Below are 26,928 nucleotides of genomic sequence, written 5' to 3'. Positions count from 1 at the left end.
ATAGGCTTAGGGATTGCGCGGCTAATCGATTCACGGAGTCCTTAGTAGTACGCAAGGACAGCTGCATGCAAGAATCATCGATCAAACTGCCGCCCAATCCAAAGATAGTAGACGGTTGGAATCACGAAGAGTGTCAACATCAAAGTTGATACCATACCGCCGATCATCGGTAACGCGATCCGACGCATGATGTCAGCACCCAAGCCATCACTTAGAAAGACCGGCGCTAGCCCGACCAAAATAGTTAAGACTGTCATAAGCTTCGGGCGAACACGCATTACGGCACCGTGACTGATTGCGTCTCGCAGTTGCTCACGGGTTTGCGGAGTAACCTCTCTTACCTGAGCATCAATGTACAGCAGCATGATGATGGCAGTTTCTATCGCGATGCCGCCCAATGCGATAAACCCAACCGCGACCGCTACTGATAAGTTGTACCCCGCCAGCCAAACCAGCCAAAGCCCTCCAATCAAGCCAAACGGCAATGACAGCATGATAATAATGGTCCGATCTAATCTCCCAAAATGCAGCATCAACAATAGAAAAATCAGCGCTATCGCGGATGGAATGGCAATCTTTAGTCTCTCACCGGCTTGCTCCATTTGTTGATATTGTCCAGCAAATTCAATAGCAAAGCCCGGAGGCAAATCGACTGAGTTCGCTACCACCTGTCGCGCTTCATTGACATAGCCACCGAGGTCGCGTTCGGCAATATCGACAAAGACCCAACCCGTCAGTCGAGCGTTCTCCGAACGAATCATTGGCGGTCCTTCACTGAACGCAATACTGGCGAGTTCACCAAGAGGGATATGTGCCCCCGAAGGCGTAGGCACCAAAATACGGTACAGGTCTTCGGGTGTTTCACGAAATTGGCGGTCGTAGCGCAAAATAATATTGTAGCGTTCTCGCCCTTCCACCGATTGAGATAACTTCATTCCGCCCAGCGCGGTTTGAATCACAGTTTGAAACACGCTCATATCGATGTTGCGTCTCGCAAGCTCGGCTCGATCTGGTTTAATCTCCAAATATTTTCCACCCAGCACGCGATCAGCAAACGCAGAGCGAGTTCCCGCTACCCCCGTTACCACTTCTTCGACCCGTCGTGAAACCCGTTCTATTTCAAGAAGACTGTCTCCCGTTACTTTGATGCCTATTGGTGTCCTGACACCCGTAGACACCATGTCCATACGAATTTTTATCGGGTATCCCCATGAATTTACGAGGCCAGGAATTTGCAGTTTTTGATTCAGCCGATCAACGATGTCATCTACCGTGACACCCGCATTCCATGTTTCTTTGGGCTTTAACTTGATCCAGGTTTCAATCATTGTCAGCGGCGCTGGGTCAGTTGCTGTGTCCGCCCTGCCTGCCTTACCAAAGGCCCTTTCTACTTCAGGCACTGACATTATCACCTTGTTAGTCTGACTCAGAACTTCTCGCATCTTGGTGGAAGAGACGCCCGGCAAGGTAGTTGGCATGTACAGTAGCTCACCTTCATACAGCGCTGGCATGAATTCAGAACCTAGATACTTAACGGGTATGGCGACGCTGATTGTCAGCAGTAACGCCGCGGCTATAGTGTGCCATTTAAAGCGCAATGAAATTGAAAGCGCCGGCCGATAAAGACGCACAAAGAATCGGTTTAGAGGGTTAGCATCTTCGCGACGAAACTTGCCTCGCATCAGACTCAGCATTAACACTGGTACAAGGGTGATCGAGAGAATGGCTGCGAACGCCATTGCATAAGTCTTGGTAAACGCCAACGGACTGAATAAGCGGTAGCTCTCACCGGTTAAAGCAAATACAGGTAAAAAGGACACCGTAATGATTAGCAGTGAAAAGAAAATGCCAGGGCCAACTTCTTGGGCGGATGCCAAAATGGCTTGGTATCTAACCTCCTTATTCGGATTTGGTGCTAGGTCAGCCAGTCGCCGAGTGGCGTTTTCAACCAGAACGATGGACGCATCAACCATCGCTCCAATGGCGATCGCGATTCCGGCTAAGCTCATAATATTTGCCGTAATGCCTTGATACGACATCACAAGAAACGCTCCTAGCACACCAAGCGGCAAAGTGATCAGCGCCACCAGAGACGAACGCGCATGCAGAAGAAAAATTAGAATAATCAGTGCAACGACTAAGCTTTCTTCAAATAGCTTTTCTTTGAGATAACGCACCGCTCCTTCGATTAGCGGCGCGCGATCATAGACCGTGACAATTTCGACACCTGTCGGCAGCCCCTTTTGCAACTCAGCAAGCTTTGCCTTAACTCGGCCAATAACATAAAGGGCATTCTCGCCGTCTCGCATGATGACAATACCCGCCACCGTCTCGCCTTCACCATTGAGTTCAACTATACCTCGTCTAAGTGCAGGGCCTTCGACTATGCGCGCAACCGACGACAGCAACACTGGAGTTCCATCACTGGCCGTAAGAACAACTTGTTCAAGATCGAGTTTGTCATCAACATAACCAGATGATCGGATTACGTATTCAGTTTCACCTTGCTCCAAAACTCGACCACCAACTTCACTTGATGCCGCGGTCACAGCTTCCGTGACGCGACGCAATGGGATGTCGAAAGAACGCAATAAATTAGGGTCTATTAATACCTGATACTCGCGGACGAATCCGCCAACCGAAGCCACTTCAGATACACCATCAACTCCCGCAAGCTCCAGCTTTAAAAACCAATCCTGCAATGAGCGTAGTTGAGCGAGATCGGTAGAGCCACTTTTGTCGACTAAGGCGTACTGGTAGACCCAACCGACTCCGGTGGCATCGGGGCCAAGCTTTGGCACCGCGCCATCGGGTAGTTGGGAGCCTAGGCTAGAAAGCGCTTCAAGCACTCGTGATCGTGCCCAGTAGAGATCCACATCGTCTTCAAATATGACGTAGACAAAGCTGGTGCCGAACATGGATGAGCCACGCACATCCTTGGTCTTCGGCAAGCCAAGCAAGGTGGTGGATAAGGGATACGTCACCAGGTCTTCCACAATCTGTGGACTCTGACCGGGAAAGTCGGTGCGGATAATTACTTGTGTATCGGTCAAGTCTGGAACCGCGTCGAGTGGCGTATTTTGTAGAGCCATCCAACCTGAAATACCGAGTGCCGCACTTAGAATCAGCACAATAAGCTGGTTCGCCATTGACCACGCAATCAATCTAGCTATTGATGATCGCGATGGGTCTTTGCTCGCGTTAGAATGTAGTTCTCTGTTGTTATCATTCATAACATGAACCTAGCGATGAGCCGCGTGAGGGTCAGACTCTAACTCACCCGATTCGTTTGGCACTGTCGAGTGCATGTGCGGCTTTTCAGCATTAGAGCCAGTTATAGGCGCTGGCCAAGCCAAAATTTCTGACTCGTCATTCCCGTATGGATTTTTAACCGGCTCTTTAATTTGCAGCCATAGCCTTCCAGTATTCAATTCCCGAAAAAAAAGTAACCCCGCTTCTGAATAGTGCTGCGGTGCACCGTTGAGCAACCAAGGCTTCAGAGCAGTTACCAAGTTATTCAAGTGATTCTCGAGCGTCTCATTATTAGGACTCGACTGTGCAGCGATCAAAGCAGTTTTACTATCACGCAAAATTGGAACAAGTTCTGTACCAGCATAGCGTTCCGCTAAAACGTCGGCGGCCTTAATGGCGGGATCAACCTGCTTCGGGTCTATCGCTTTGTTGCCGATCAAACTTGCATGAAAATACAGCGCCATATCAACAAGATGATTTATTTGAGCAAGCGAATTAGCATCCGGGTTTATTTCCGACAGAAGTGTTTTAGATGCACTAGCTATCATGTCCATTACTGCAGATGGTGCTTGAACCGGCTTTGGCGAAGCAGAGGATAACTTCGAGAGCCCTTCACGGAGGTTAACCTCACTGTCGAGCATAAATTGGCCGCTAGAAACAACGAGATCACCCTCTTGTAAACCCGCTAAAATTTCGGTCCGCCCTTCAGCAGAGATCCCTGAGGTCACGATACGCGTATCAAATCGCCCGTCACCCAGCGCTAAAATGACATGATCTCCGCGACTGTCCCGCAGTATTGCCTCACTGACAATTGATAGCCGCTTCTGCTTGGAAAAACCTAAGGTAATATCGGCGTAGGCACCAGGTAACAAATCACCACTGTCATTATTAACTTCAATGCGCACCCTACCCGTTCGCGTCTTTGGATCTACGGTTGGGTAGATATAATCTACTTTGGCATTCAATGTCGCTTCTGGCGCGCTAGGAAATCGCAGTTTTGCGGTAATACCAAAATCTATCAGCGATAAGTCTGTCTCTGGAATGCTGGCGATTACCCAAACCTTGCTGTAAGACTGCAATCTCAAAATAGCGGTTCCTGGCTTAACATAGTCACCATCTCTGACATTGAGCTCGGAGACTACTCCGTTGGTTTCAGCGTATACAGGCACTTTATCAATCACAGTTTTGCGTTGCGTCAGTTGTTGTAACGCTTGCTCCTGCATACCAGTTGAGAGCAATCGCTGTTTGACTGATTCAATCCGTCTCGCATTGCCTGAACCTAATGCGCCTACATAATCTCGCTGCGCAGCAATTAAATCTGGACTGTAAATACGATATAACAGGTCTCCGTCAACCACAGTGTCGCCCTCTGCACGAACGTTGAGGTCTTCTATCCACCCTTCAAGGCGAGACACGCTGACGTTTTCCAGACGTTCATCGGCTTCAACTGTGCCAAACGCTCGGAGGGTGCGGCCAAACTCAATGACTTCGGCCTTGGACGTGCGTACTCCCATGGTTTGAAGCATGGGTGATGATACGGTAATGTCACTGTTCGTTTTTATACCTGTATCGGCGTTAGCATTGTTCTTCACTGGCACCAAGTCCATCCCACAGATAGGGCAAGAACCATCTGGGTCAGTCGAAATATAGTGCGGGTGCATCGGGCATGTGTATTGCGCCACTTGATCGTTTGATTCCAGATCAATATCAGCGTTGCTAGGCGTCGAAGAATCACTACAGGCGCTAACTAATAGCGCAATGATAAGTGCGCTGACTAAGTTTTTAATATTCATGGTGTCACCAACAGTGCGTTCATTTGTGCTGCGGCTACCGCGCCACGGGCTTCTTCAGCCGCGATTTCAGCTCTGAGTTTCAATATGGCAATTTCGCCATCAATGATCGGCGCGTAGTCACCTGCTCCGGACTCATAATTTGCCCGTTGAGCGAGTATTTCATTGCTGATAGCGTCTATTTTTTGCTCGAGAACTGCCCTGGCCTTATTGGCCGCCGCAAGAGTTGCATTGGAGTACGCATACTGCGCCGATGCTTGACGCCTCGCATTACTGAGTGCCTCTTTTGCTGCGGCTTTATTTGCCTCGGCAGCTCGAAGGTTGGGAGCTTGTTTCCGCTTTGCCCAGAAAGGCACAGTCACCGTTACCATTGCTGATACCCAGTCATCTCCTGCAAAGTTACTGCCTGCTTCTCGTTGTTGGTAAACCAGTTGTGTACTCCATTCTGGTTTCCATGCTGATTTGGCTTCATCAATAGCGCTATCACTGATTTTGAGTGTTGCATCAGCAACCCTGCTCGCATAAAAATCCATCGCATCACCAGACCAAATTTCAACACGTTGAACAGGAGGACTCGTTTCAGGAACGCTACCAACCAAATAGATCAGTCGAGAATTGACTTGTATCTTCTGTGCCTCCAGATCAAGCAATACTCGCGCTACTTCAGCCCGCTCGGCTTCAATTTCTGCCAAACGAAAAACGGGCGAACGGCCACCGCCGACTTCGGATTCTACAACCTCAATAAGTTGGTCATATTTGGCATCGCGCTGCATTGCCAGCATCGTTTGTTTGTCGATACGATTACTTTCATGCAATAAGGCGATCAATTCTGCGCGCATGGCAGCATATAGTTGCTCACGCATCTCATCGGATTGGTTCGCCTTAGCCAGTTCACTCTCTGATCGAGCTTTCCTACTGGCACGATTTGGAAATCGTTGCGTGAATCCAATCGCCTTATTGGTTGGTAAGAACTCGCTAAAAGACGGATCGAAAATTGGGAAATTATTAACGCCCAAGGACACAGTTGGATCTGGTAATCCCATGGCAGCGTCTGAGCGCTCCTTGTGGCTCTCAGCTTGATAGCTCTTCGATTGTAATTGAGGATGAGTCAATAACAATTCTTCTAGATCCTCAAAACTTTGCGCTTGCGACGGCGGACTGAATACTAAAATTGAAAATAAAACGGACACTTTTAGCAACGATTTACTAAATTGGCAGACACGAGTTAACCTGCACAAATTGCACTGGATAAGTATATGGGAAGTGACTTTTGAGCTAACACCGAATATTGAACACAATACCCAGTGCGCACTCGACAAACTAATTGGGGTGGTCATCGGACCCTCCTGACAAATTGTTATGAAAAACGAATAGGTGTCAGGAAGCTATTTTGGAGGCTGGTGTTCGACCGTGAGTTGTCGGGTGGTTAGGCTGCTAATTTCAGTATTAGGAGATGTGGGATGATATATCGAAACAACGACTGCTGTTTCTGATGAAAGAAAAGCATGGCCAATGGCGGAACAAAAAATTTTGCAAAGTCCGGATGCATTGGCGGTATCCGGGGAAGTGTTGGCGCTCTGATGGCAAGTCATCATAGTCGTAGGCTGTTGATCTTTAAAATCATCACCCTCGTCTTCAGCGCTGTCCATTTTCATCATCGAGGTGATTCGATCCGAGCCACCCATATTGCTTTTCATAGGGAAAGCATGAGCAGACGCAATTGACGACGTTGCTAAATAGCAAACAATCGAAAGTACTGCGAATATTTTGGAGAGAGCGCTCATATATATGTAGCATACTACTTAGACCCAACTCTAGGTCAAACATTTTTTCAAAAGCAGCATTATTACGTTTGCTTGATACCCTCAATAATAGGACAACTTTCGTCAGCAGTGGTGCGTAACGTCGCTATTGATAAGACTGATTTTTGGAAACGCCATCAGGCGGATTTTGTTTTTGCTGCAAAATCGGATAACGCAGATTGATGTGATGGAAGAACTTGACGCCTTGTTACACAAAGACAGCATGGGTTAAGACAAATCCTCGGAAATGCCTTTGGACCGAACCTAGAAAAATCCAGGATTTTGGTGTCTAAGTACGTGGTCATCAAGGTAGCTGCGAACTGTCGCTGAGTCTTCTATGCCGCCATCGAGCATGCGATCTATTAATGTTCGTCCATCAAAGTGTTTACTTGGGTGCAGCAAAGAAGATGCCCATTACTATTTTCAATTAATCCCGCTCTTTGCTATATGCAATAATAACCCGCTTATTAGTACTAGCTCAGAGTATTAACCATTACTAGTCCTGCTTTCATCTAATTTCTTCGCCAATCGAGACAACTCTATATCTTCGACTTTTTGATGGATTTTTGGTGTTTTCGGCGTGTTGTCAACCGCTCTCTCGTACTTATCAACCATTTTCCCAAGCTCGACCACGAATAATTCATCGGGGTCTATTTCCTCTATTTCTGGGTCGACGAGACTTGATCGACTGAGCTTCATCCACTTCAAGCTTTTAGGGTTCGGCGAGTGGAAGATCAGCTTCCAGCTGCGAAGCTGTTCAAAGTCATGTTGGCAGATTTCAAATAACTCAGAAATAGACGACTCTATTTGACTAAGAAGACTAAGGCTCAGTCGCTTTACAAAAATAAGATAACGGAGGCATATGAAAGCCAACAGGTCTCCCTCGGTATATATGTTATATCCCGACTCCTTACTTTTCTTTCGTTTCGGAATACTCTTATTAAGGACACGAACGCAGTTGTCGTATTCGTTTTTACTCAGTTTTGAGTACTGCTGAATGTCCGACGGCTTGCGGATCGCTTTATTTCTAAGAGTTACCGATTTCGCGTAGTTCGCGCTTTCTTCGGTCACTGGAACGTTGCTGTTTGCTGTGTGTGTAATTACATACACTATAATTTTTTACACTAAAAATACATCTAAAATATCGTCTTTAATCATAATTGCGTTATATAAACGCAATATTGCGTAATTGTAACGCATGATTGCGGGTTAATGTATCTTATTGGCATGCTCCTTAAGATTGTTAAATGTCACCACAAGATTCAGGCTCAATTCACAACGCTTCAAAATATTAGACTTTGGCGGCCCACTTCTACGTTTAATAGCAAAGGAGCCTGAGATGAATAAGTGTTTAGAACTCCATCTTGTTGGTAAAAATATCGGCTCAACATATGTGGATAAAAATGACCACAACCATTGCCTACAATCGTTTTTAAAGAAGGAAGCTTTCACTAGTCATACTGAGAAGAAAGTTCGATGCCCTGCACTTGAAGCACTCAGACAGAATTCAACACGATGTGAATTTGAAGAAAAAGTCGTATGAAAGTCCGCTGCTCAAACCTTGATTCCCCATTTCAGCACCCTACTCGACTTGGATTTAAGGTGAAAGTCGACTGCTATTTAAGCCGTTGCTCCAAGTTCCCCGATGAGATTGCAGTGTCCCACTGTCCAGTAGAAATGCTTTTTTGGGGAGTTTTAGAGGGCGATCCCGAAGTGCGTTCATTTGTACCTCAATCTCACCGGTTTTATCTAGGGACTGAGAGGTACACGTCAGACATATACTACAAAAAACGGGGCCGCCGAATCATTGCTGAACTCAAAAGCGAGAAAGACTTCATTGATTTCGAAGAAAAATCGTCTCTTATCCGAGAGTTTCTGAAATCAACACTCTACGAATTCAAACACATAACTAACGAGAGCATTCGCGAACGAGAGACCTTCGCTCGTAATTGGCTAACGATCAGTCGAACACTAATCACCTCAACAGACATCAACACAGTGACCGCGACTGAGGAGGTTCTGGACCGCCTAAGTGCGGCCTCCTCTGTAGCTGTTGGTGACATCATTGACATGCAAAGCCGCGTTGAAAATTGTCAGCTGGAAATCGCACTCTTTCGCCTCGCCAACATAGGCAAAGTACATTTATCGCTTGATCACTCTATTTTAAGCGCGGATACGGAGGTTCGGCTATGCGACTAGCCTGGCACTGTCTTGCCTCCCCTAACTTTTCTAGTAACCACTCCTTGTATGTTGACGGCGCGGAATACGATTCTGCATACACTTACCCGATCAGGTCATCGAAGAGCAAGTATCCGGCTCAAAAACAACTGAGGTTCTTTCATTCAACGCTTAAAACGTCTTATAAAAATCAGACGTTGAATATATCTCATTGCCCGAGAGAGAGAATATGAATCAGAAGAACAGTGTTTTGAATAGAAATATTAAACGTTCTCACTACACCAGTGAAGTTTGTATTCCAAATATGCTTTCTACGAAGAAAAGCACTCGATGCATAGGCCTGGCACGAATCTCGATGACCGTTGATGTCGATACTTATTCTCAGAGAATTTCAAACTGGAGTGTGCATCTCTTGCCCCATCGTGAAAATCCACCTACTCGGCGTTAAGATGGCTGTAAATTGGAAACGTGTACTTGCTGAGAACCCTCAATACAGAGACAAAAGGTATTGGCAGCTCGTTGTTGAGTCTCTACCGATAAAGGTGCGGCCTGCGGCACGCCGGAATCTTGATATCACCTCTGAGATGCTAGATGGAGGTGTTGGATCAGTGGTTGCTGCGAAGTATGACGTAGCGCCTAGTTTTGTGTCTTATCTGATGCAGCGAGCTTTCACCATGGACGAGTTTGGTAACTTTTTTTTGGCTCGAGCGCTCGTGCCTGGCAAGCGATTGATGAAGCCCAAGAGAAACATTGCACTCAGCACGAAAACAAAACGGCGTAATGACAAATACTCACTCGCGGTTGTCTTTAAGAAACATCCAGAATTCAAACAAGAACTCTATGAACTCGTTAAAGCGTTTGTTGAACGCAAAAGATATGCACTAAACCTAACGCCATTGTCGTTTAGGGAGATAGCACTTACTATTCTCAGGGAACTTAATTGGCCTCAGGACACTTGGCCGTTTAGCTCGCCAAGCAAGGGGTATCAAACATTTCGACGGTATTTCATTAAGTTAAAAGACCAAGTTAACAAGGAAAACTCAGACAAACGTAAGAGTGTCGAAGGGATCGCGCCACCGGACTTTGCTCAGGTGCCTTTGGCTGAAATTCAGATTGACTGGCAAGTCACCGATCTGTTCACGCGACTAACAACTGAATTCGAAGGCAATGTCACAGACACACGATTGAGCCGAGTTTGTTTGTTAGTGGCTTACGACGTTAAATCACGTTGCATATTGTCGTGGCACCTAGCGTTGACGCGCGATCCCTCGCATGAGGATGTTCTGCAAGTGATCGACAATATCTATTGTCAGCAAAAACGAGAGATTCAACACACCAAAAATTTGGCACACTTCCCAGGCGGTGATTATCCAAGCTCGGTCATTCCGTTCATGAACATGATTGGTCTGAATATTATTTCCATGGATAACGCAAAAGCAAATATGGCCAAGGCTGTCGGCGATCGAATATGTGGTGCGGGGGCGCTACTTCGCTATGCCGAGGGCTACCAACCGCTTAATCGTAACTTCATTGAGCACATATTTCATTTCATTAACGGCTTAACACACCTTCTACCGAGCACCACTGGTTCTCATTCACAAGACCCCGTGCGTGAGGCTGCTAAGTATTATAAAGATGCGCCTGAGGTCAGTATTCAAGTTGCACAAGAGCTTATTGACGTATGGATCACTCAATACAACTGCACGCCAAAGTGGCACAACTTAGGTGAGACGCCGCTGCAGCGCCTAGAGCGCTACGCCACCAATCAGCCTCTGAGAATCTCACACAATCTGCGTTATACGCCCCGTGATTTCTTCTTTGAAGATGTCCCAGTTACGGTCTACGTGAACAAGAAAACCAACGAGCGTCCTTGTATCCATCATCTGGGTATTACATACAGCGGCAAGGACCTGACCGACCGCGCATTAGCAGGTAAAAAACTTAGAGCTCGCAAAGATAAACGGGACATACGGTCTATTGAACTCTTTACCTATGAAGGAGAACGCATTGGCAAATTATACGCCCAACGAGCCTACTTACATTGCCGCTTATCCGCGCGCACATGGCGTCACATGCAGGGATGGCAAAGAAAACACGGTGATTTAGGACCCAGCCCCGTTTATGCCTATGCACGAGCCATGTTTCTAAATAAGAAATCCAGCCGCGCCCAAACCGAATTTCTACGTGTGGCGGAAGAAATCAAAGAAGACAACGTTGTTTTAATCAGCGAGTCACCGCCCGATCTAACCATATTTGACGACGAATTACTAAGTCCCAGTATTCCTGTCCCACCAATTAAACAACTTATGAAACAACAACGCTACGGAGCAAACTATGAAAATTGAAGACGTCCACCCAATGCGTAACCCGTTGGAATTGGCAATTAGAACTCCAATGATGAACAAGATCATCGACCACATCGAGGAAGTGCTGTTTGACCACGACAGTGGGACTTGCCTACTTGGTACACATCGGATTGGTAAAACTACGGCGATGTTGATGATCGTGGAATATTTAAATAACAGAGAGAACCGCCTTGCCTATTGTCATTACTTTTCGGCTGATAAGCTAGAAAAAAACACCATTAAGCAAATGTATGAAATCTTTTGCTACCAAGAAAATATTCAAACTAAAGTGAATGCCAAAGGGCTGGATCTCAGAGAGCTGATCATTCATCGACTTCTCGACAAGCTGATCATCTCTGGTGGCAGTCAAATTGTACTGCTAATAGACGAGCTTCAAAGGCTCAATACCCAGCAATTGGATGCCTTAGCGTCGCTGCATGATATTTTCAGACGGTTAAAAATCAACTTATGCATCATCTTCGTTGGTAACACCGCGCCCTCCCTAAAGCTAATCGACGTTACGGAAGATGCGAATAACAGACTGATTTACGGTCGCTTCTTTGAAAATCAAAAAGAGATTTTTGGTATTAGAAGTAAAGTTGAGTTGCGTAAGTGTTTAGCTGAATTTGATCGTCTTAGATACCCTGAAGACGGACCAACTTACACGCAATATTTCATTAGTAAAGATGCCCCCTCTGACTGGAAGCTGGCATCTCTGACCGATTTGATGTGGGATGTGTATAGAAAAGACTTCGCTTCCAAAATTGCCGATAAACACCGGTCATGGGGGATGAAATATTTCATCTCGACGGTCCGCACACTACTGACGTACTACTTAAGTTCCTACTGGACGGAAGAACAAGATGCATTGCGCATCATGATTTCTGAATGCATGAAACGATCACGCATTATCCCGGAGCGTGTGAGGGTATCAGCATGAATTTCGGCTTAGCATTGGCCAAGCCCGGCGAGAGTAGTCTCGGGCTGGCTGGGAGGTTATGGCAGGCTAATTTAGGCGCTTGGCGCTTCGATTCAGTCTTCATCAATCAACGTATTGATCAGGAAATTGCACAAAACCATCGAAAAGAGTTTAAAGGGATCGGTGATGACGCCAAAGGCCTGGATGCCTTAAAAGCATTTGAGCGTCATCACTTTCCAGACCAGCCGCGAGCAAACTTACCGAGATACCTCAAGACGACGAAAGCTGTTAGGCATTGTTTTGTCTGTGCCCAGTCGCGCTATCATTCAATCTATTTCAATATGCCATGGATCGAAGAATGCCCTATCCACGAGGGGCCACTGTTAATAGTTTGCCCAACCTGTAATAAACAGTGGCCGAGTGCCGATGATGTGCATAAGAGGGTTTGCGAGACTTGTGGAATTCGTCGAAAGTCTGGCTCCCCAACTAGGCTCGAGTTATTTGGCTCCGATGAGTACGAGGTGATCAGGGAGCTTGATGTGTTCTTTTCACAAGAAATCAACATTGGAAAACCTGAGTGGATACACATGCGACATTTGTCGACGCCTCGCATAGATATGTTCGCTAAAACACTACTGTACCCCAGTGTTTTGGTTGCACACCTCTCAGAGAAAGGTAGTAGACCGAGGATTCCAGAGGCTATCGACCCCAGCATCCAACTTTGCCAGCATAAGCGCTTTAAATTCAAACCGGCGGTAAATTGGAATGAATACATCTGCGATGAAAAAATTAAAAAAATGGGACAAATTCGTCAAAAGGCTATTCGATCCGTTTTAAAGAACTTTCAGAAGTTGGTTGATCATCCGTTAGGGTCTTGTGAGCGAGATGAGGGTACTGGACGTTTCAAATGTATCGATTGCGAATGTCACTGGCAAATAAGCTCGGCTTTCTACGAGTATGCGAGTCGTCACAATCCACTTGCCAGCTACTATCTTCCGGGAATTGGAAAAGAACGATTCTTGGATCCGGGTCTAGTGCAGGTGATTCGAGATACACGCTCAGAGCGCTTTTTTAGGGTTCCCGACTCAATTCAATGGCTACTGTATGAGCTCGATATAAAATCGTGCATCAGACGGCTTGCGCTTCAGCTTTATTACTCAAACCCCTCAAAGCGCTCCAGTCTTGGTATCGATCAACAAATTGAAGACGATGTGCTTTGCGCCAGCCAATCTCCCTATACTAATTACTACTATTTTGTAATTGAGGGGGACTACTGTCATCTCTATTACCCAAACGAATACGACGATATCTACTTTTTCGAGTTTGAAAACTGGCTATCTATCATGCGTTCGTTCTAGCTAAGTTAGAGTTTGAAGTTTTTTGAAAAAATGAATCTCGGGCTCACATTAATTAAACCTGCCGAAAGCGATCTTGGTATCGCTATGCGGCTGTGGTTGGCAAATCGGGCTACTTGGTCGCTGAGCCCTTCAGGGTGGGAACAGCGCATCGCCGCAGGTATCGCGAGCAACCCTGAGCTTAACCGGCTGCCGTTGCCCCAACACTTAAGAGGCCTAAGAGCCGTTCGATACCTTCAGGCCTATCTGCAAGGTGATGAAGTCTGTGCTCATATAGGGCTGGGCGGTCTTTCACATTCCCACCGTAACTGTCCAGAGTGTGCTCAAGTAGGTTATCACTGTGTCTATTTTGATTACCCTTGGTTACCACGTTGCCCGATACATAACGACGCTCTCGTAAAAAAATGCCCAGATTGCGGCTCAACTTGGCCTAGCGCTATTGATGTACATGCTCGCAAGTGTGATTGCTGCGGCATACGTAAACCGATAGAAAAAATCATTGAGAATGGCGGCTTTGACATCGATAAATTTAGTTTAAAGATCGATCCACTAGCCGCGTTCTTTAGCTCGAAAATTGAATGCTTGCATATAAAGCGTAGCTTTAATATGTATGTTCAGGTAGAGCAATACAACCAGTTTGCACGAATGCTCATCTTCCCTTCTGTGTTGGCTTGCCATATAGATCTCAACAAGTCAGAACTCGGATCTCTCAATAGTCTCGGCTTAGATCTTCAGGCCTGCCACACCAAGTTAGTGGACGCACAAGTCAAAACGAACCCTCCTTTATTGCGTTGTCTTAATCATACGGAGCTTAGGATGGTTCAGCGATGTCGCAACCGAATTTTTCGATTGGTCAATAAAGCATTAAAACACTATTCAGGTCACGTGTTGGGGACATGCCCACGTAATGAAACTCATCGACATTTCAACTGTGTGTACTGTGAGTCTTGGCGCCAATGGAATAAAGGGTTCGAGCGCCATGTAGAAACTAATACGAGTCAATCCATGTTCAGCTATCACCCGCCATTCGCAAGGCGCGTGAGCGTGCGCGATCCAGGTCTTGTGACCTCTCTTTATGACTATAAATCTTCTACGGAGTATCAAGTGCCGGAGCGAACCCAACGTTTGATTTATCAAATTGAGCTGTGGTTGTGCTTTCGGAAAATGATGTCTCAAGTAGAGTTCTATTTGAGCCGCCCTTTTGATCTAAGGCGAAGCTACGCGAGCTATATACCGTCGGATCGAGTGTATTTATCGCATGAACACCACCACTTTGCATATTTCTATTTTGTTAAGCAGGCTGAGCGCATCAACCTCATCTTTCCAAAATCTTATGTAGACGCTAACCTGAACGATCATGAACAGTTACTTTCGCTGTTCAGGGAGCCGATATAGTGCCAAGGCCAAAAGGAAAATCACGCTTACTGACACCTGAAGAAATTGAGTACGGGATCAAGCAAATTGAAATTAGCAAACAGATAGGTGCCGCAGAGCTTGTTTCTGCTCTCAACCAACTTTTATTCAATTAAATGAGTTCTTAATATGGCCCGCAGAAAATTCAAGTCTATGTGTAAGTCTCACAGGCCAAAACCGTGACCTCCCATACGATCCATCCATGCCTCTTCCCGTTATATCCGGCGGGCCTCAGAGTTGACGGTGAGTTAATCAAAGATATCCACTCGATACCCGATGTTGAAAAACGATTAAGTAGTCTACCTTTAAGTTGGCCTAAAGTCGTTTGGTTAGAAGGAATGAATTTCTTAAAAGATCACCAGTGTTCACTTCAAACTTTGAATCGGTACCGAACAGAGCTAGAACGATTTCTGCTGTGGTGTATTTTGGTGAAAGAAAAAAACCCATTCGAATTGTCCTCGATGGATATTGCGGAATATGTGGACTTTATGGCCAAACCTTATTCCACGTGGATTGGGTATAGTATAAAACCTCATTTCAATAGTAACGAAGTCAACCCAGAATGGCGTCCGTATGTAGCGAAAAGCCGTAAAGGTAGAATTGTTAAGAAAAAGGGGGAGCTTATAAAGCACTATAAGCCACACAAACGATCCTTGCTGGTTGCCGCTGCGTCACTGAGCTCTTTTTACACGTTCGCTATTGATAATGGCCTTTGCTATAAGAACCCTGTAAAACGAGCGCGTGAGCTATCAGATCACCTAACGGCTGATTCTGCCGATAAGAATTTCGAAGGTAAGCGCTTGTCCGATGAACAATGGAATATTCTGCTCAAGGCCACTGAGGAGCTTGCAAACAGCAAGTCAAAGCATGAAAGGACGCTGTTTTTAATAGCTAGCATGAAAGTGCTTCAACTTCGGATCTCTGAGTTATCATCAAGGCCCGTATACGAGCCCACTTTTAAGGACTTTCGATTCGACGGCGAGTTTTGGTGGCTCTACGTTAGAGGTAAGCGTAACAAATCACGGTTGATTCCTGTTCCAGATGCCTACTTGCCTTATCTAAAGAGATATCGCAAGTATAGATCTCTTTCTGACCTACCCCAAAGTGAGGATGAGGAGCCAATCATAATGACGATTCAGAACGGACCGATCAGAAGCAAGCGAGACAGCAAACACGTGGGCCTTACAGCAAGGCAATTATCTCGTATAGTCCAGCATGCACTTGATGCTGCTGCTATGCATTGCCTGGAGCGAGATGATGCCCAGAACAACGCTGTTTTTACTCGAGCTACTACCCATATGCTAAGACACACTGGAGCCTCTATGGCCGTCGATGCAGGTGTCTCTCTAACACATATCTCAGAAAACCTCGGGCATAGCAGCTTAGATTCTATTCAAAGACTTTATGTGAAATCAGATAAAAAAACACGAGCAACATCAACTAAATATCAGTCTGTTTGATAAAGGATAAAACTAAAGATTGTTGTGTGACTGGATCTGAGATCATCGGCGCAACGGGAGTGGGGTTTTGGGGCGCCTTGCAGGCAGGCCGCTCTAAGCTTGGGCTTCTGCTGCCAATGATGTAGCCGTTAAAAAAAACCGTGCGTTAAATAAGAGGTAACGAATTTAGTATGCCCGTGGTTTATCTCGAACGAGTATAGTCTTCTGAAACTTAGGAAAAATTAGTAATCAGTTCTATATATTACTTGTGTTCATTGGCAGCAATTAATCACGAATGCGGCTATAGATACGCCGTTTGTTTTATACTTTCGAGCTTTGACCAAGCCTCAATTAACTGAGCTTCAGAGCAGCCCATCAAATAGCTCTTGAAGGTCTTTTTATCAAGAAACTCATACGTCTTCGTTAAGAAAATTTTTGGTGTCATCTCTTTCGAGTAAAGTTCGCCTAGAGTGCGTAATATCTTTATTAAGACGCCGCATCGAAATGCTATCGAATCCTCTACTTCGTCGACCAACTGTTCTGAAGGTACTTTTTCCAGCTTTTGCCGCAATCGCTCAAGAGTGGTGTCCAATTCACCCAGCACGATCGCGTTAGTTTCATCAGCACTCATACCAATTTCATCTTTGAAAATTATTGGTAACTCGTTAATACCTGCGAGTAGCTGACGCACGGTATATCTAGTTTTTTTCCGGTCTGTCATTTCTCTCACTCTCTAAATTTTGGATTCAACGAAACGCTCCGAAGCCCCCTTACGTTTACGTCGTTGGTCTGATAAGCATTAATCCCACACAACAAATAAAGCGAGCATCGCATCAATAATTTAGCGGGATATCCAGTTCAAAACAAGGCATTGATTTATATTTGAACAGGATATATGTGAGCCGATTGAGGCACCTTAATCGGCTCATAAAAATAGATGATAGCGAATCCATATTGGCCAAAGAACTAAGTTCGGTTCTCGACCAATATTTATTCAATACAATGTGAAATTCTGGCCTTACAAATATGGTTGGAAAGAAAATTCAATTCAATGCGTAAAATAATTCTCGGAGGCGCTCACAATCCCTCATTTAAGGGTGCTCTAAAATTCAAATCTATGCGTAAAATCACAACCTTTTGGACACACAACTAAATCACTTACGATTCGACAACTAACCTTCTTACGTTCCAAGTAACTCCCTTATTTTTGTCTCCAAGGTTTTTCGGGCCAAAATTAGATTCTTTAGATCAGCATATCCATGCCATGAACGGCATTATTTTTTAACGTATCCCTCGTGTCGTAATACTTAACCATCTCGACTGTGGCATGACCTGTCGCATTAATTATAGAAATGAAATCTTCCTGGTTGTTGAGAGCCATCTCTATAAATGACTTCCTAAATGAATGCGGCGTTGCTTGCTTTCCGTTTGCAACTTTGAAAACGGTCTTTTTGATTAGCCTGTAAATGTAGCTAGTGTTTAGAGGCTTATCTAATGACTTACCGGAGTTATTCTTACTGGGCTAAAAATATACTGGCGGCTGGCTCCGAATGTATCGCGGTACTCACAGAGCCTGGCCATTAAATTATTTGGTACTGGTAGCTGCTTATAACTTCCTCCTTTCTGAAAGATATTCGCGCTGGATGCCTGAAAATCAATATCAGTCCATTTCAGGCCAACCAATTCATTTCTCCTTAGAGCTAGCACTGATACAAAACAGATAGCTAGGTAATCTCTAAATGCTGTTTGTGATTTATCGCGTTTCTCAGCCATAAAACTAGTCACATCTAATACTTCAGCGCGCGTAAGACTTTTGGTCTTACTCTTTGCATTTCTAATGCTTTAACAACGGTAGTTTTACCTGCGTTATTCTTACCTATGATTAAAGTCGTTGAGGGAGCTATCTGCCCTGTCCCTTCACGTATGTCGATAATCTCAGGCCTAACAAAACATACAGTGTTATCAGCCGAGCGAAATTTTCGGTAATTATTAATAGTTAGACTTTCTAAATACACGACATTTACTTCCTATATATGGTTAGTATTTCCTTAAATTTAATACACTATAAAATGAGGCAATTTCGTTTACAAAAACGAAAAAACAAAGACATGTCTTGCGCTTTCACAGCGTTTCAACATGAGCAGAGTATTAATTCTTTTAAGCCTACTGTAGTTCATTTTCTAGTTCTCTTGACTCATCGCTAGATCGAAATAACTCCAAATATTGATTCAGTAAAATCGATATTGCTTTGGTTTTAATAGACGCTTCGAAAATAGGAAACATACTCACGTATATTCCGAGCATGAGAACTGAAAGTAGTTCGATCCAAGAAACGCCTGTGCTGTCTGCTACCTTGTTTATAGCTAACACTGTTGCTAGTAGGCCCGGAATAATTCCTATTTTTTCGATTGCTCCCAATAGAAACGACCTTATTTGACCAAGCCGGGTTGAGGCATCTTCAAGGCGATTTGCAACGTATTCGATTGATTGCGTTGAAAGCCCATCAAACGCTTCAAATAGAGTGGCCTCTTCGTTAGCTGTGTCAGCGGCACCGTCAATGATTTGCCCTGTGAAATCCTTATAAATATCTTTTACGGAAAAATATTGGAGTAGGACTACACCACCACCTAGAATATAAATTAATAGCACAACCAACTGTAGAAAGAGTCTTACGCCCTCTGTGCTCTCCCCCCAAGTTTCAGGCGGAAGAAACCGCAATGCCGCATATGTAATGCCGACAAATATCAAAAATGCGACGATTGCAATAAGAGCGATATTTTTGGATTTGCTTTTGCCTGCTTGCTCATCGTCAACATTAACCGCATTACGATACGTATTAATATGCTCGTAGGCAGCAGTTAAGTCGTCAGAAAACTTCCTAGGCGTGGCAGTACAAACTTTAGATTGTTCCATGTTTTTGTTGATCCCCCAAAATCAGCAAAGTGTCCAATTAACCTACCGTATCAAACTATACCTTGATAAAGCAACAACTTATCTTCTACTGACATACGATAATCAAAGTTATCGCATGCGAGCCCCCAGAGGCTACTGCCAGCCCTCAACACCTTCCATATCTGGCAACTCATGAGCGATACCCTTATGGCAATCAATACAGGTTTTCTCGCCTGATGCTAATGATGTTGAGTGCTGCTCGGCTGCCCGCTTACTCTGGCGAGTGAAATCCATATAGTCAAAATTGTGGCAGTTTCTGCACTCAAGTGAGTCGTTTGCTTTTAGCCTTGCCCATTCATGTTGAGCAAGCTCTAAGCGCTTATCTAGGAACTTCTCACGGGTATCAATGGTACCGAATATCTTGCCCCACACTTCTTTAGAAGCCTGCATTTTCCGCGCCATCTTGGCTGTCCATTCGTGTGGTACATGGCAGTCAGAGCAAATGGCTCTAACGCCTGAACGATTGGTGAAGTGTATTGTGCCTTTTAGCTCTGCGTACACGTTGGTTTCCATCTCATGGCAGCCGGTACAGAACGCTTCACTATTTGTTGCTTCCATTGCGGTGTTAAAGCCGCCCCAAAAAATGATTCCAGCGATGAAACCGCCCATTACCAGAAAGCCTAAACTGTAGTGAACCGCTGGACGACGGAGTACGCCCCAATAATGCAAGAGGGTGTTCTTCAACTTTGCAAACATAGTTCTACCCTACTCCTTTGGTTTCGACTGAGCTGCTTTGAGCAAATCGTCTAGATCAACGAAGTCGCTCTCAACGTGCGGCTTCGCATTGGTTTGAACCACATGGCATTGCGAACAAAAATACCGCCGAGGGGAAACGCTCGCAAGAAAATTGCCGTCACGGTCCATATAGTGCGTGACGCTAACCATTGGTGCTTGCGAGTCTGAGCTTAGATTACGGCTATGACAGCTCAAGCATTTGTTGCTGTTGGTATCTACTCGATAACCATCAATCTTATGCGGAATCGTTGGCGGTTGCATTGGGTAGCTTCGCTTACGTTTGATGTCATCGTTTTGCACAACCGGCATACGATCAGGCTCGGCGTCTTGATCAATTGACAAGCCATGGCGTAAGGTCGCTGTGTTCTGTGCAAACACAACACTGGTAATTAATACGCTAAGGCTCACGAAAACGGCAGTAATTAGTTTATTCATGGTCGCCTCCTTTACGCTTTTACGATTTTGATTGCACACTTCTTGAAGTCAGTCTGCTTCGAGATCGGATCTGTGGCGTCTAAGGTAACCTTATTGATCAACCTACTTGCGTCAAACCACGGTACAAACACTAAGCCTCGAGGTGGTTTATTGCGGCCGCGAGTTTCTACTCGAGTAACGCACTCGCCTCTACGCGATTGAACTTTGACCTTATCGCCACGACGTAAGCCACGTTCCTTAGCATCTTCATAATGCATGAATACAACAGCATCTGGGAACGCCTTATGTAATTCTGGTACACGCTCAGTCATTGATCCTGAATGCCAATGCTCGAGAACTCGGCCTGTAGAAAGCCATAGGTCGTACTCATCATCTGGAGACTCGGCAGGCGGCTCATACGGCAGAGCGAAAATTACCGCTTTTCCATCAGGCTTACCGTAGAACTCGAAATCTTTACCCGGTTTCACATACGGGTCACTACCCTCTTTAAAGCGCCACTGCGTTTCTTTGCCATCGACCACAGGCCAACGCAGGCCTCGTTCTTGGTGATAACGATCAAAAGGGGCAAGATCATGGCCGTGGCCTCGGCCAAACTCGGCGTACTCTTCGAATAACCCTTTTTGAATGTAGAATCCGAAAGCTTCTGCTTCATCATTTGAGTGCTCTTTGCTCGCTTGCTCTAGCGGAAACTTATCAACATTGCCGTTCTTGTAGAGAACTTCGTACAGGGTTTTACCTTTGTATTCTGGGTTCTTATCTAGCAACTCTGCTGGCCACATTTCATCGGTGGTGAAACGCTTAGAGAACTCAACAAGCTGCCATAGGTCTGACTTAGACTCACCTGGCGCTTTAACCATTTGATGCCAAAATTGGGTGCGGCGTTCAGCATTACCATAAGCGCCCTCTTTCTCAACCCACATCGCTGTTGGTAGGATTAAATCTGCTGCTTCACATGTCACGGTTGGGTAAGCATCGGATACTGCAACGAACACATCAGGGTTGCGATAACCTGGTAATGTCTCTTCGTTTAGGTTCGGCGCAGCTTGTACGTTGTTATTCACTTGCACCCAATAGGCTTTAATTTTGCCGTCTTTTAAATCACGGTTTTGTTTGACCGCATGTGAACCGTTCCAGCTCGGTATAGCGCCGTCTGGGAGCTTCCAAATCTTCTCAGCGGTCTTTCTATGTTTAGGGTTACTCACTACCAAATCAGCTGGCAGCCGATGAGAGAACGTGCCCACTTCACGCGCCGTACCACAGGCCGAGGGCTGCCCGGTGAGCGAGAATGGGCTATTGCCTGGCGTGGAGATCTTGCCTGTGAGTAAATGCACGTTGTAGAGCATGTTGTTAACCCAAACACCGCGAGTATGTTGATTCACGCCCATTGTCCAAAGCGACATCACCTTGGTTTTCGGGTCAGCGTAGAGATCTGCCAACTTTTCTAATTTCTCTTCAGAAATGCCTGATAGTTTAGACACAGACTTAACATCGTAGTCGCTTACAAAATTAGCGAATTCTTCGAACGAGCTTGCACTAGAGCCTCCAGCCTTGCCACTATTCTCAGCGGCTTGCTCTAATGGGTGCTCTGGTCGTAGGCCATAACCGATATCTTGGTTACCCATGCGAAAGTTCACATGCTTGGCAACAAAGTCTTTATTCACTTTGTCGTTTTCAATAATGTAATGACAAATGTAGTTAAGAATCGCCAAGTCGGTTTGCGGCGTAAAAATGATTGGTAGATCGGCCAATTCAAATGAGCGATGTTCAAATGTAGAGAGAACAGCAACCTTTACATGAGGGTTACTTAAACGGCGATCAGTAACTCGAGTCCAAAGAATGGGGTGCATCTCGGCCATATTACTGCCCCAAAGAACAAACGCATCAGCGTTTTCAAAGTCGTCATAACAACCCATTGGCTCATCGATGCCGAAGGTGCGCATAAAACCACCAACCGCTGACGCCATACAATGCCTGGCATTTGGGTCGATGTTATTAGAGAGAAAGCCTGCTTTCATTAACTTAGACGCGGCATAGCCCTCCCAAACCGTCCATTGCCCAGAGCCAAACATGCCTACGCCCTTTGGCCCGAGCTCTTTGTGCGCGTCTTTGAACTTCTCTGCCATCACGTCAAAGGCTTCGTCCCACGACACAGGTGTAAACTCGCCTTGCTTGTCGTATTTGCCATTGGTCTTTCTTAGCAATGGCGTAGTTAGGCGATCTTTACCGTACATGATCTTCGATAGAAAATACCCTTTTACGCAGTTCAAACCGCGATTAACCGGCGACTTAATATCGCCATGCGTGGCAACAACTTTGCCGTCACGAGTTGCTACGTTAACGCTACAACCCGTCCCACAAAATCGACACGGTGCTTTCTCCCACTGGAGCTTAGTTTGGGTGGCATCGGTAACTAAGTTGCTTGCCAACGAAGGAGTGCTTAAGCCTGCGGCCGCCGCCGCTGTTGCCGCTGCATTCGCTTTGATGAAGTTTCTTCTTGATACGGTCATGCCTTTCTCCGATGTCACAGGTAGGGTTTGTTTTGGCTAAATTTTTTGTTAACTAAACTCTTTTTTAATTAATACTGACTTAATCAATTTTGGTTAATCTACTTGGTGATAAACCAAGGTGGCGCTAATTACGCCGTCAATATTTTCAAGCTCTTGAATGCCGTCTAATATATTTTGTTCGCTTGGGGTTTCTAGAACCACGATGATCTTGCCGTTTTCATCTACTGCGTGAACCTCAGCTAATGGGTTCGCCTTGATTTGGGTAACGGCGTTCTCCAAGGCATCAGGTCTGCATAAAACCACCATGCTGGAAATATGCACTTCAAACGGTGCTTGTGCTTCATTAGGCATGGTTCTCACAATGCGCCTCCCCTTCTTTCAATATTTACAGCATCAACAATAGGCTCGATAGTTGCTGCTTGAGTAAACGCAATAGCATCGCTTGGGCACACACTAAAACACGCGCCACAGCCGTTGCATATTTCATGATTAATCTCTGGTGATGCAGGCCCGCCAATTCTCGGCGAGAAAGTAATCGCCCTAACCTCACAGGAGTCTTGGCAACTCTGGCAGGCAATTCCCTTTTTTGGTAAGCAGCTGTCAATCGCAATCGCTTTATGGTTCCATGCGGGTTGCTCTTGTAACTTATTCAAAGCGTCGTCGTTGCAGCTATCTACACAGGCTTCGCAAAACGTACAGTCGCCATCCGTAAAATCAACTATTGGGAAATCAGCACTGCCTTTGAGGAGTATGCTCTCTGGACAAGCTTTGATGCAATTACCGCAACCAGTGCATGCATCAAGAAAAAGAGTTTCTGATAAAGCCCAAGGTGGCCTGATTGGTGGTGCATGTGGTGTACTATCGGCCTTCGCGGTCTGCCTATCTAAACCGATGAATGTTCGTTTAGCATGGTCCACAATAAGTTAAGTTCCTGGTGGGCCGTAGATCATTTGCAGTATCCATACTGCGAACCCATAACCGCCAATCAACATCACGGTTAATATTGGGAATAACACTACGGTTATAAAGAGAAACATTTTTCTCTCATCTTTCTTCGTACTTTCGTCCATCTTTCCTCTGCCGTTAATTGTTCGCTAATTGCAACTGACTAGATTGATGCTACTTACACGTCTAATCTAACTTATCAAAAAATAGACAAGATAGGAAATTACCTTTATTCATCAAGGGACAATGACTTATCTAAGAGAGTCAAAACTTTGTTAGAATCGAACTTGATAAACATATCAATACACTACTTCCGTACTCAATGCCCGACAACCCAACCTCAATGGTGAACGTTCACACGTCTATTCCGACAACATTAGCTCAAACTGTTGAAAGCTACGGAAAGTGTTCAAAAACACTGTTTGCTAAAGCTGGCGTAGATGTAAACAAAGATTTAGGGCCTGACAAACGCCTCGACGGTGCCGTAAGCGACGAGCTTTGGAGGCTCGCGACACAGGCAACGGGCGACGATGCTATTGGTTTGATTTACACGCAATACATTCAATTAAGCTCGTTTCATGGCCTAGGTTTCAGTTGGGCGGCCAGCGACTCTCTCTATGATGCATTCGCACGGTTTGCTCGATTTTTCCCTGTAATTTCTACCGCTGGAGAAATTGACATCCGAGATAAAGATGATGAGGTTCATACAGCGTTAGTATTGCCTGTGCCTTATGGCATTGCGAATGATTCGGCGGTTGATTCGTCACTCGCGTTGTTGCTCCATCTTTGTCGACTTGTTCGAGGCAAACAATTTAGACCAAAGCTTGTTGAATATCAGCGCCCCAAACCGAAATCGGTAAAAACCTTTCGATCATTCTTTAACTGCCCTATCAACTTCGATGCACCTGAAAATAAAATTGTGCTTAGTGCCAACGACATGCACGAGCTACTACCTGGCGCTAACTCAGAATTAACCTTCGCTAACGACCGAGTATTGCTAAATTATTTACGAAAACAAGGGCCGCAAAATATTATTAGCGAGATATCGATGCTGGTCGTGAACGCCTTACCATCAGGCGCGCCATCACAGCAAGAGATTGCTGACCAGCTTCATATCAGCCGCAAAACACTTCAGCGCCGTCTTAAAAATGAAGGCACAACACTCTCTCGAATAATTGATGATATCCGCGTTCAACATTCAGCAAGATACTTAGTCCAAGACTGGCGCAGCATTAGTGAGATTTGCTACTTACTAGGGTTTACCGAACCAAGTAACTTTACACGTTGGTTTAAAAAAATTAACGGAGTATCGCCACAGGCATATCGAGATATAAAGCTAAACAAGAAGTAGAGAACTAATAAAACCTCATTCTGATGCGCTTGGTTAAGAATGTTCGAGGATGCCGATCTAGCACCTAAGCCAAGGCTGAACAACTCATGCGTGTAGGCGAGAGTTTTGAAAAGCGGGACGCGTCCTGGGTCATCTTTACAACTAATCGGGTAAGAAATAGGTTCGCGTTGGCTTAATTTAGGGGTTGATACAGGCATCTAATCCACACCCTCGAACGCGCCAAATTGTAAGTGCGGTGACTAAATACAGTCAGTCAAATCAAGTCAAAGGCCAATCATTTTAGGTCTTCTTAGAATATGTTGTTAAGATTGTTCCTCGCCAGTATTACTAACTTAGAACTGCGAACTTCATGCAATGACAAAACAATCATCTGACCCAGCAAAAATACACCCCGCAATAGCGCAGACACTCGTCAGAACCATAGAGAGCTATGGCATTGACGCTAAAGCGTTGCTCGCCCAAGCCGGTGTTGATATGGATATGCAAAAGCAAGCGAGCTCGCGTATAGATGGAAGCAAGATCGATGACATCTGGCGCTTGGCGTTAAAGGCAACCGACGACGACGCAATCGGTATTAAGTTTGCCAGCCACTTTCGTTTAGGCTCACTCCACGGGCTTGGTTTTAGCTGGGCCGCCAGCAGCACATTAATGGATGCCTTTGATCGCTTATCACGATATTTCGCAGTCATTTCGAACGTTGGAAAAGTAAAGGTTAAGGACGTTCAAGACCACGTCGAAGTCGCTCTGGTGTTGCCTGTGCCTTACGGCATAGCCCAAGACAGCGCAATCGATAGTGCGTTAGCCCTGTTTATGCATTTATGTCGAATGGTCCACAGCGATCAATTCAAACCCGTCAAAGTAGAATTTCAAAGGCCTGCTCCCAATTCGTCGCACGCGTTTGATGACTTCTTTCAATGCCCCATCCAATATGGCGCCAAAGAAGACAAGTTAGTATTTTATGCCCAAGACATGCGCGAAGAATTATCAGTTGCCAACCCAGACCTAGCACGCGCTAACGATCAAGTGGTAATCGACTATCTGCGTAAACACGAAGCGCAGCAACTCGTTGGTAAAGTAACCGCGCTTATGATCGACGCCCTGCCCTCCGGCACCCCAACGCAGCAAATGGTGGCCGACCAATTGCACATGAGTAGCAAAACGCTACAACGGCGATTAAGCGCAGAGAACACAACGTTTTCAAACTTGCTTGATGATGTGCGAATTGATCTTGCTAAGAAATACCTCGCGCAAGAATGGCGTAGCATTGGAGAGATTTGCTATTTGCTAGGGTATTCGGAACCTAGTAATTTTACGCGATGGTTTCGAGGTATGACTGGGGTGACGCCTCTAGGTTTTCGTGAGGCTTTAGTCTGGTAATAACGGCAGAAAAATAGCCCTTAATAGCCATTTCGTTAACACCCAGCACATAGAGTTCTAAAAACGCAGCCACGATAATGGTGTGGCTTGTTATGCGATGCCATATCAGTACGAGAACTCCTTTAGGATCAAT

At 45.5% G+C, this 26,928-nt stretch carries 23 protein-coding genes and 1 pseudogene; 8 read left to right on the top strand and 16 right to left on the bottom strand.

Annotated elements, in window-relative coordinates; translation table 11 throughout:
- Positions 1–74: 74 nt before the first annotated feature.
- From ABWW54_RS06510 to ABWW54_RS06490, 5 genes are all read right to left on the bottom strand, one after another.
- Positions 75–3,233: an efflux RND transporter permease subunit gene (locus tag ABWW54_RS06510; RefSeq protein WP_353411353.1), complete on the bottom strand. Its 3,159-nt coding sequence runs from the start codon at positions 3,231–3,233 to the stop codon at positions 75–77.
- 9 nt (positions 3,234–3,242) lie between these two features.
- Positions 3,243–5,045: an efflux RND transporter periplasmic adaptor subunit gene (locus ABWW54_RS06505; protein WP_353411351.1), complete on the bottom strand. Its 1,803-nt coding sequence runs from the start codon at positions 5,043–5,045 to the stop codon at positions 3,243–3,245.
- A complete protein-coding gene (locus ABWW54_RS06500; RefSeq protein WP_353411349.1) occupies positions 5,042–6,379 on the bottom strand; it encodes a TolC family protein in 1,338 nt (445 codons plus the stop codon). The genes ABWW54_RS06505 and ABWW54_RS06500 overlap by 4 nt, the downstream gene beginning before the upstream one ends.
- A gap of 48 nt (positions 6,380–6,427) precedes the next feature.
- Positions 6,428–6,826, bottom strand: coding sequence for a hypothetical protein (locus tag ABWW54_RS06495; RefSeq protein ID WP_353411347.1), 399 nt, complete (start codon positions 6,824–6,826; stop codon positions 6,428–6,430).
- Between the two features lie 504 nt (positions 6,827–7,330).
- Positions 7,331–7,954 (bottom strand): hypothetical protein, encoded by a 624-nt coding sequence (locus ABWW54_RS06490; protein WP_353411345.1) that lies wholly within the window; start codon positions 7,952–7,954, stop codon positions 7,331–7,333.
- Positions 7,955–8,383: 429 nt separating this feature from the next.
- Between ABWW54_RS06490 and ABWW54_RS06485 the strand changes: the two genes are divergently transcribed.
- From ABWW54_RS06485 to ABWW54_RS06460, 6 genes are all read left to right on the top strand, one after another.
- Entirely contained in the window at positions 8,384–9,043 is a 660-nt protein-coding gene (locus ABWW54_RS06485) for a hypothetical protein (RefSeq protein ID WP_353411343.1), read from the top strand.
- 344 nt (positions 9,044–9,387) lie between these two features.
- Complete coding sequence (locus ABWW54_RS06480; protein ID WP_353411341.1) at positions 9,388–11,367, top strand: hypothetical protein; 1,980 nt, start codon at positions 9,388–9,390, stop codon at positions 11,365–11,367.
- Entirely contained in the window at positions 11,357–12,307 is a 951-nt protein-coding gene (locus tag ABWW54_RS06475) for an ATP-binding protein (RefSeq protein WP_353411339.1), read from the top strand. Before ABWW54_RS06480 ends, ABWW54_RS06475 begins: the two co-directional genes overlap by 11 nt.
- Positions 12,304–13,644: a hypothetical protein gene (locus tag ABWW54_RS06470; RefSeq protein ID WP_353411337.1), complete on the top strand. Its 1,341-nt coding sequence runs from the start codon at positions 12,304–12,306 to the stop codon at positions 13,642–13,644. The genes ABWW54_RS06475 and ABWW54_RS06470 overlap by 4 nt, the downstream gene beginning before the upstream one ends.
- A 30-nt stretch (positions 13,645–13,674) precedes the next feature.
- Complete coding sequence (locus tag ABWW54_RS06465) at positions 13,675–15,036, top strand: hypothetical protein (protein WP_353411335.1); 1,362 nt, start codon at positions 13,675–13,677, stop codon at positions 15,034–15,036.
- Positions 15,037–15,482: 446 nt separating this feature from the next.
- The gene (locus ABWW54_RS06460) at positions 15,483–16,514 is read left to right on the top strand and encodes a tyrosine-type recombinase/integrase (protein ID WP_353411333.1); all 1,032 of its coding nucleotides are present in this window, start codon (positions 15,483–15,485) and stop codon (positions 16,512–16,514) included.
- Between the two features lie 280 nt (positions 16,515–16,794).
- Here ABWW54_RS06460 and ABWW54_RS06455 read toward each other — a convergent pair whose 3' ends face one another.
- From ABWW54_RS06455 to napE, 11 genes and pseudogenes are all read right to left on the bottom strand, one after another.
- Positions 16,795–17,214 (bottom strand): hypothetical protein, encoded by a 420-nt coding sequence (locus tag ABWW54_RS06455; RefSeq protein ID WP_353411331.1) that lies wholly within the window; start codon positions 17,212–17,214, stop codon positions 16,795–16,797.
- A gap of 522 nt (positions 17,215–17,736) precedes the next feature.
- Positions 17,737–17,973 (bottom strand): annotated as a pseudogene (locus ABWW54_RS06450) (site-specific integrase); the annotation flags it as partial.
- A gap of 11 nt (positions 17,974–17,984) precedes the next feature.
- The gene (locus ABWW54_RS06445) at positions 17,985–18,332 is read right to left on the bottom strand and encodes a tyrosine-type recombinase/integrase (RefSeq protein WP_353411607.1); all 348 of its coding nucleotides are present in this window, start codon (positions 18,330–18,332) and stop codon (positions 17,985–17,987) included.
- Positions 18,281–18,508, bottom strand: coding sequence for an AAA family ATPase (locus ABWW54_RS06440; RefSeq protein WP_353411329.1), 228 nt, complete (start codon positions 18,506–18,508; stop codon positions 18,281–18,283). The genes ABWW54_RS06445 and ABWW54_RS06440 overlap by 52 nt, the downstream gene beginning before the upstream one ends.
- 148 nt (positions 18,509–18,656) lie before the next feature.
- Positions 18,657–19,406 carry a hypothetical protein gene (locus ABWW54_RS06435; RefSeq protein WP_353411327.1) on the bottom strand — a complete coding sequence of 250 codons (750 nt, stop codon included), beginning with the start codon at positions 19,404–19,406 and terminating at the stop codon, positions 18,657–18,659.
- Positions 19,407–19,538: 132 nt separating this feature from the next.
- Positions 19,539–20,141, bottom strand: a complete 603-nt coding sequence (locus ABWW54_RS06430) for a cytochrome c3 family protein (RefSeq protein ID WP_353411325.1) — start codon at positions 20,139–20,141, stop codon at positions 19,539–19,541.
- Positions 20,142–20,150: 9 nt separating this feature from the next.
- On the bottom strand, positions 20,151–20,615 hold the full coding sequence (locus ABWW54_RS06425) for a nitrate reductase cytochrome c-type subunit (protein WP_353411323.1): 465 nt from the start codon (positions 20,613–20,615) through the stop codon (positions 20,151–20,153).
- A gap of 11 nt (positions 20,616–20,626) precedes the next feature.
- Entirely contained in the window at positions 20,627–23,122 is a 2,496-nt protein-coding gene (napA, locus tag ABWW54_RS06420; RefSeq protein WP_353411321.1) for a nitrate reductase catalytic subunit NapA, read from the bottom strand.
- A 93-nt stretch (positions 23,123–23,215) separates the two neighbouring features.
- On the bottom strand, positions 23,216–23,473 hold the full coding sequence (locus tag ABWW54_RS06415; protein ID WP_353411606.1) for a chaperone NapD: 258 nt from the start codon (positions 23,471–23,473) through the stop codon (positions 23,216–23,218).
- Between the two features lie 5 nt (positions 23,474–23,478).
- A complete protein-coding gene (gene napF, locus ABWW54_RS06410; RefSeq protein WP_353411319.1) occupies positions 23,479–24,039 on the bottom strand; it encodes a ferredoxin-type protein NapF in 561 nt (186 codons plus the stop codon).
- Between the two features lie 6 nt (positions 24,040–24,045).
- Positions 24,046–24,192, bottom strand: coding sequence for a periplasmic nitrate reductase, NapE protein (gene napE / locus ABWW54_RS06405; protein WP_353411317.1), 147 nt, complete (start codon positions 24,190–24,192; stop codon positions 24,046–24,048).
- Between the two features lie 197 nt (positions 24,193–24,389).
- Between napE and ABWW54_RS06400 the strand changes: the two genes are divergently transcribed.
- Positions 24,390–25,418 carry an AraC family transcriptional regulator gene (locus tag ABWW54_RS06400; RefSeq protein WP_353411315.1) on the top strand — a complete coding sequence of 343 codons (1,029 nt, stop codon included), beginning with the start codon at positions 24,390–24,392 and terminating at the stop codon, positions 25,416–25,418.
- 354 nt (positions 25,419–25,772) lie between these two features.
- Positions 25,773–26,795: an AraC family transcriptional regulator gene (locus ABWW54_RS06395; RefSeq protein WP_353411313.1), complete on the top strand. Its 1,023-nt coding sequence runs from the start codon at positions 25,773–25,775 to the stop codon at positions 26,793–26,795.
- Positions 26,796–26,928: the final 133 nt, after the last annotated feature.

Source organism: Arenicella sp. 4NH20-0111, assembly GCF_040366405.1.
Taxonomy (GTDB): Bacteria; Pseudomonadota; Gammaproteobacteria; order Arenicellales; family Arenicellaceae; genus Arenicella.
The sequence above is the reverse complement of the archived record's forward strand: the minus strand, read 5'-3'. Positions and strand labels throughout refer to the sequence as shown.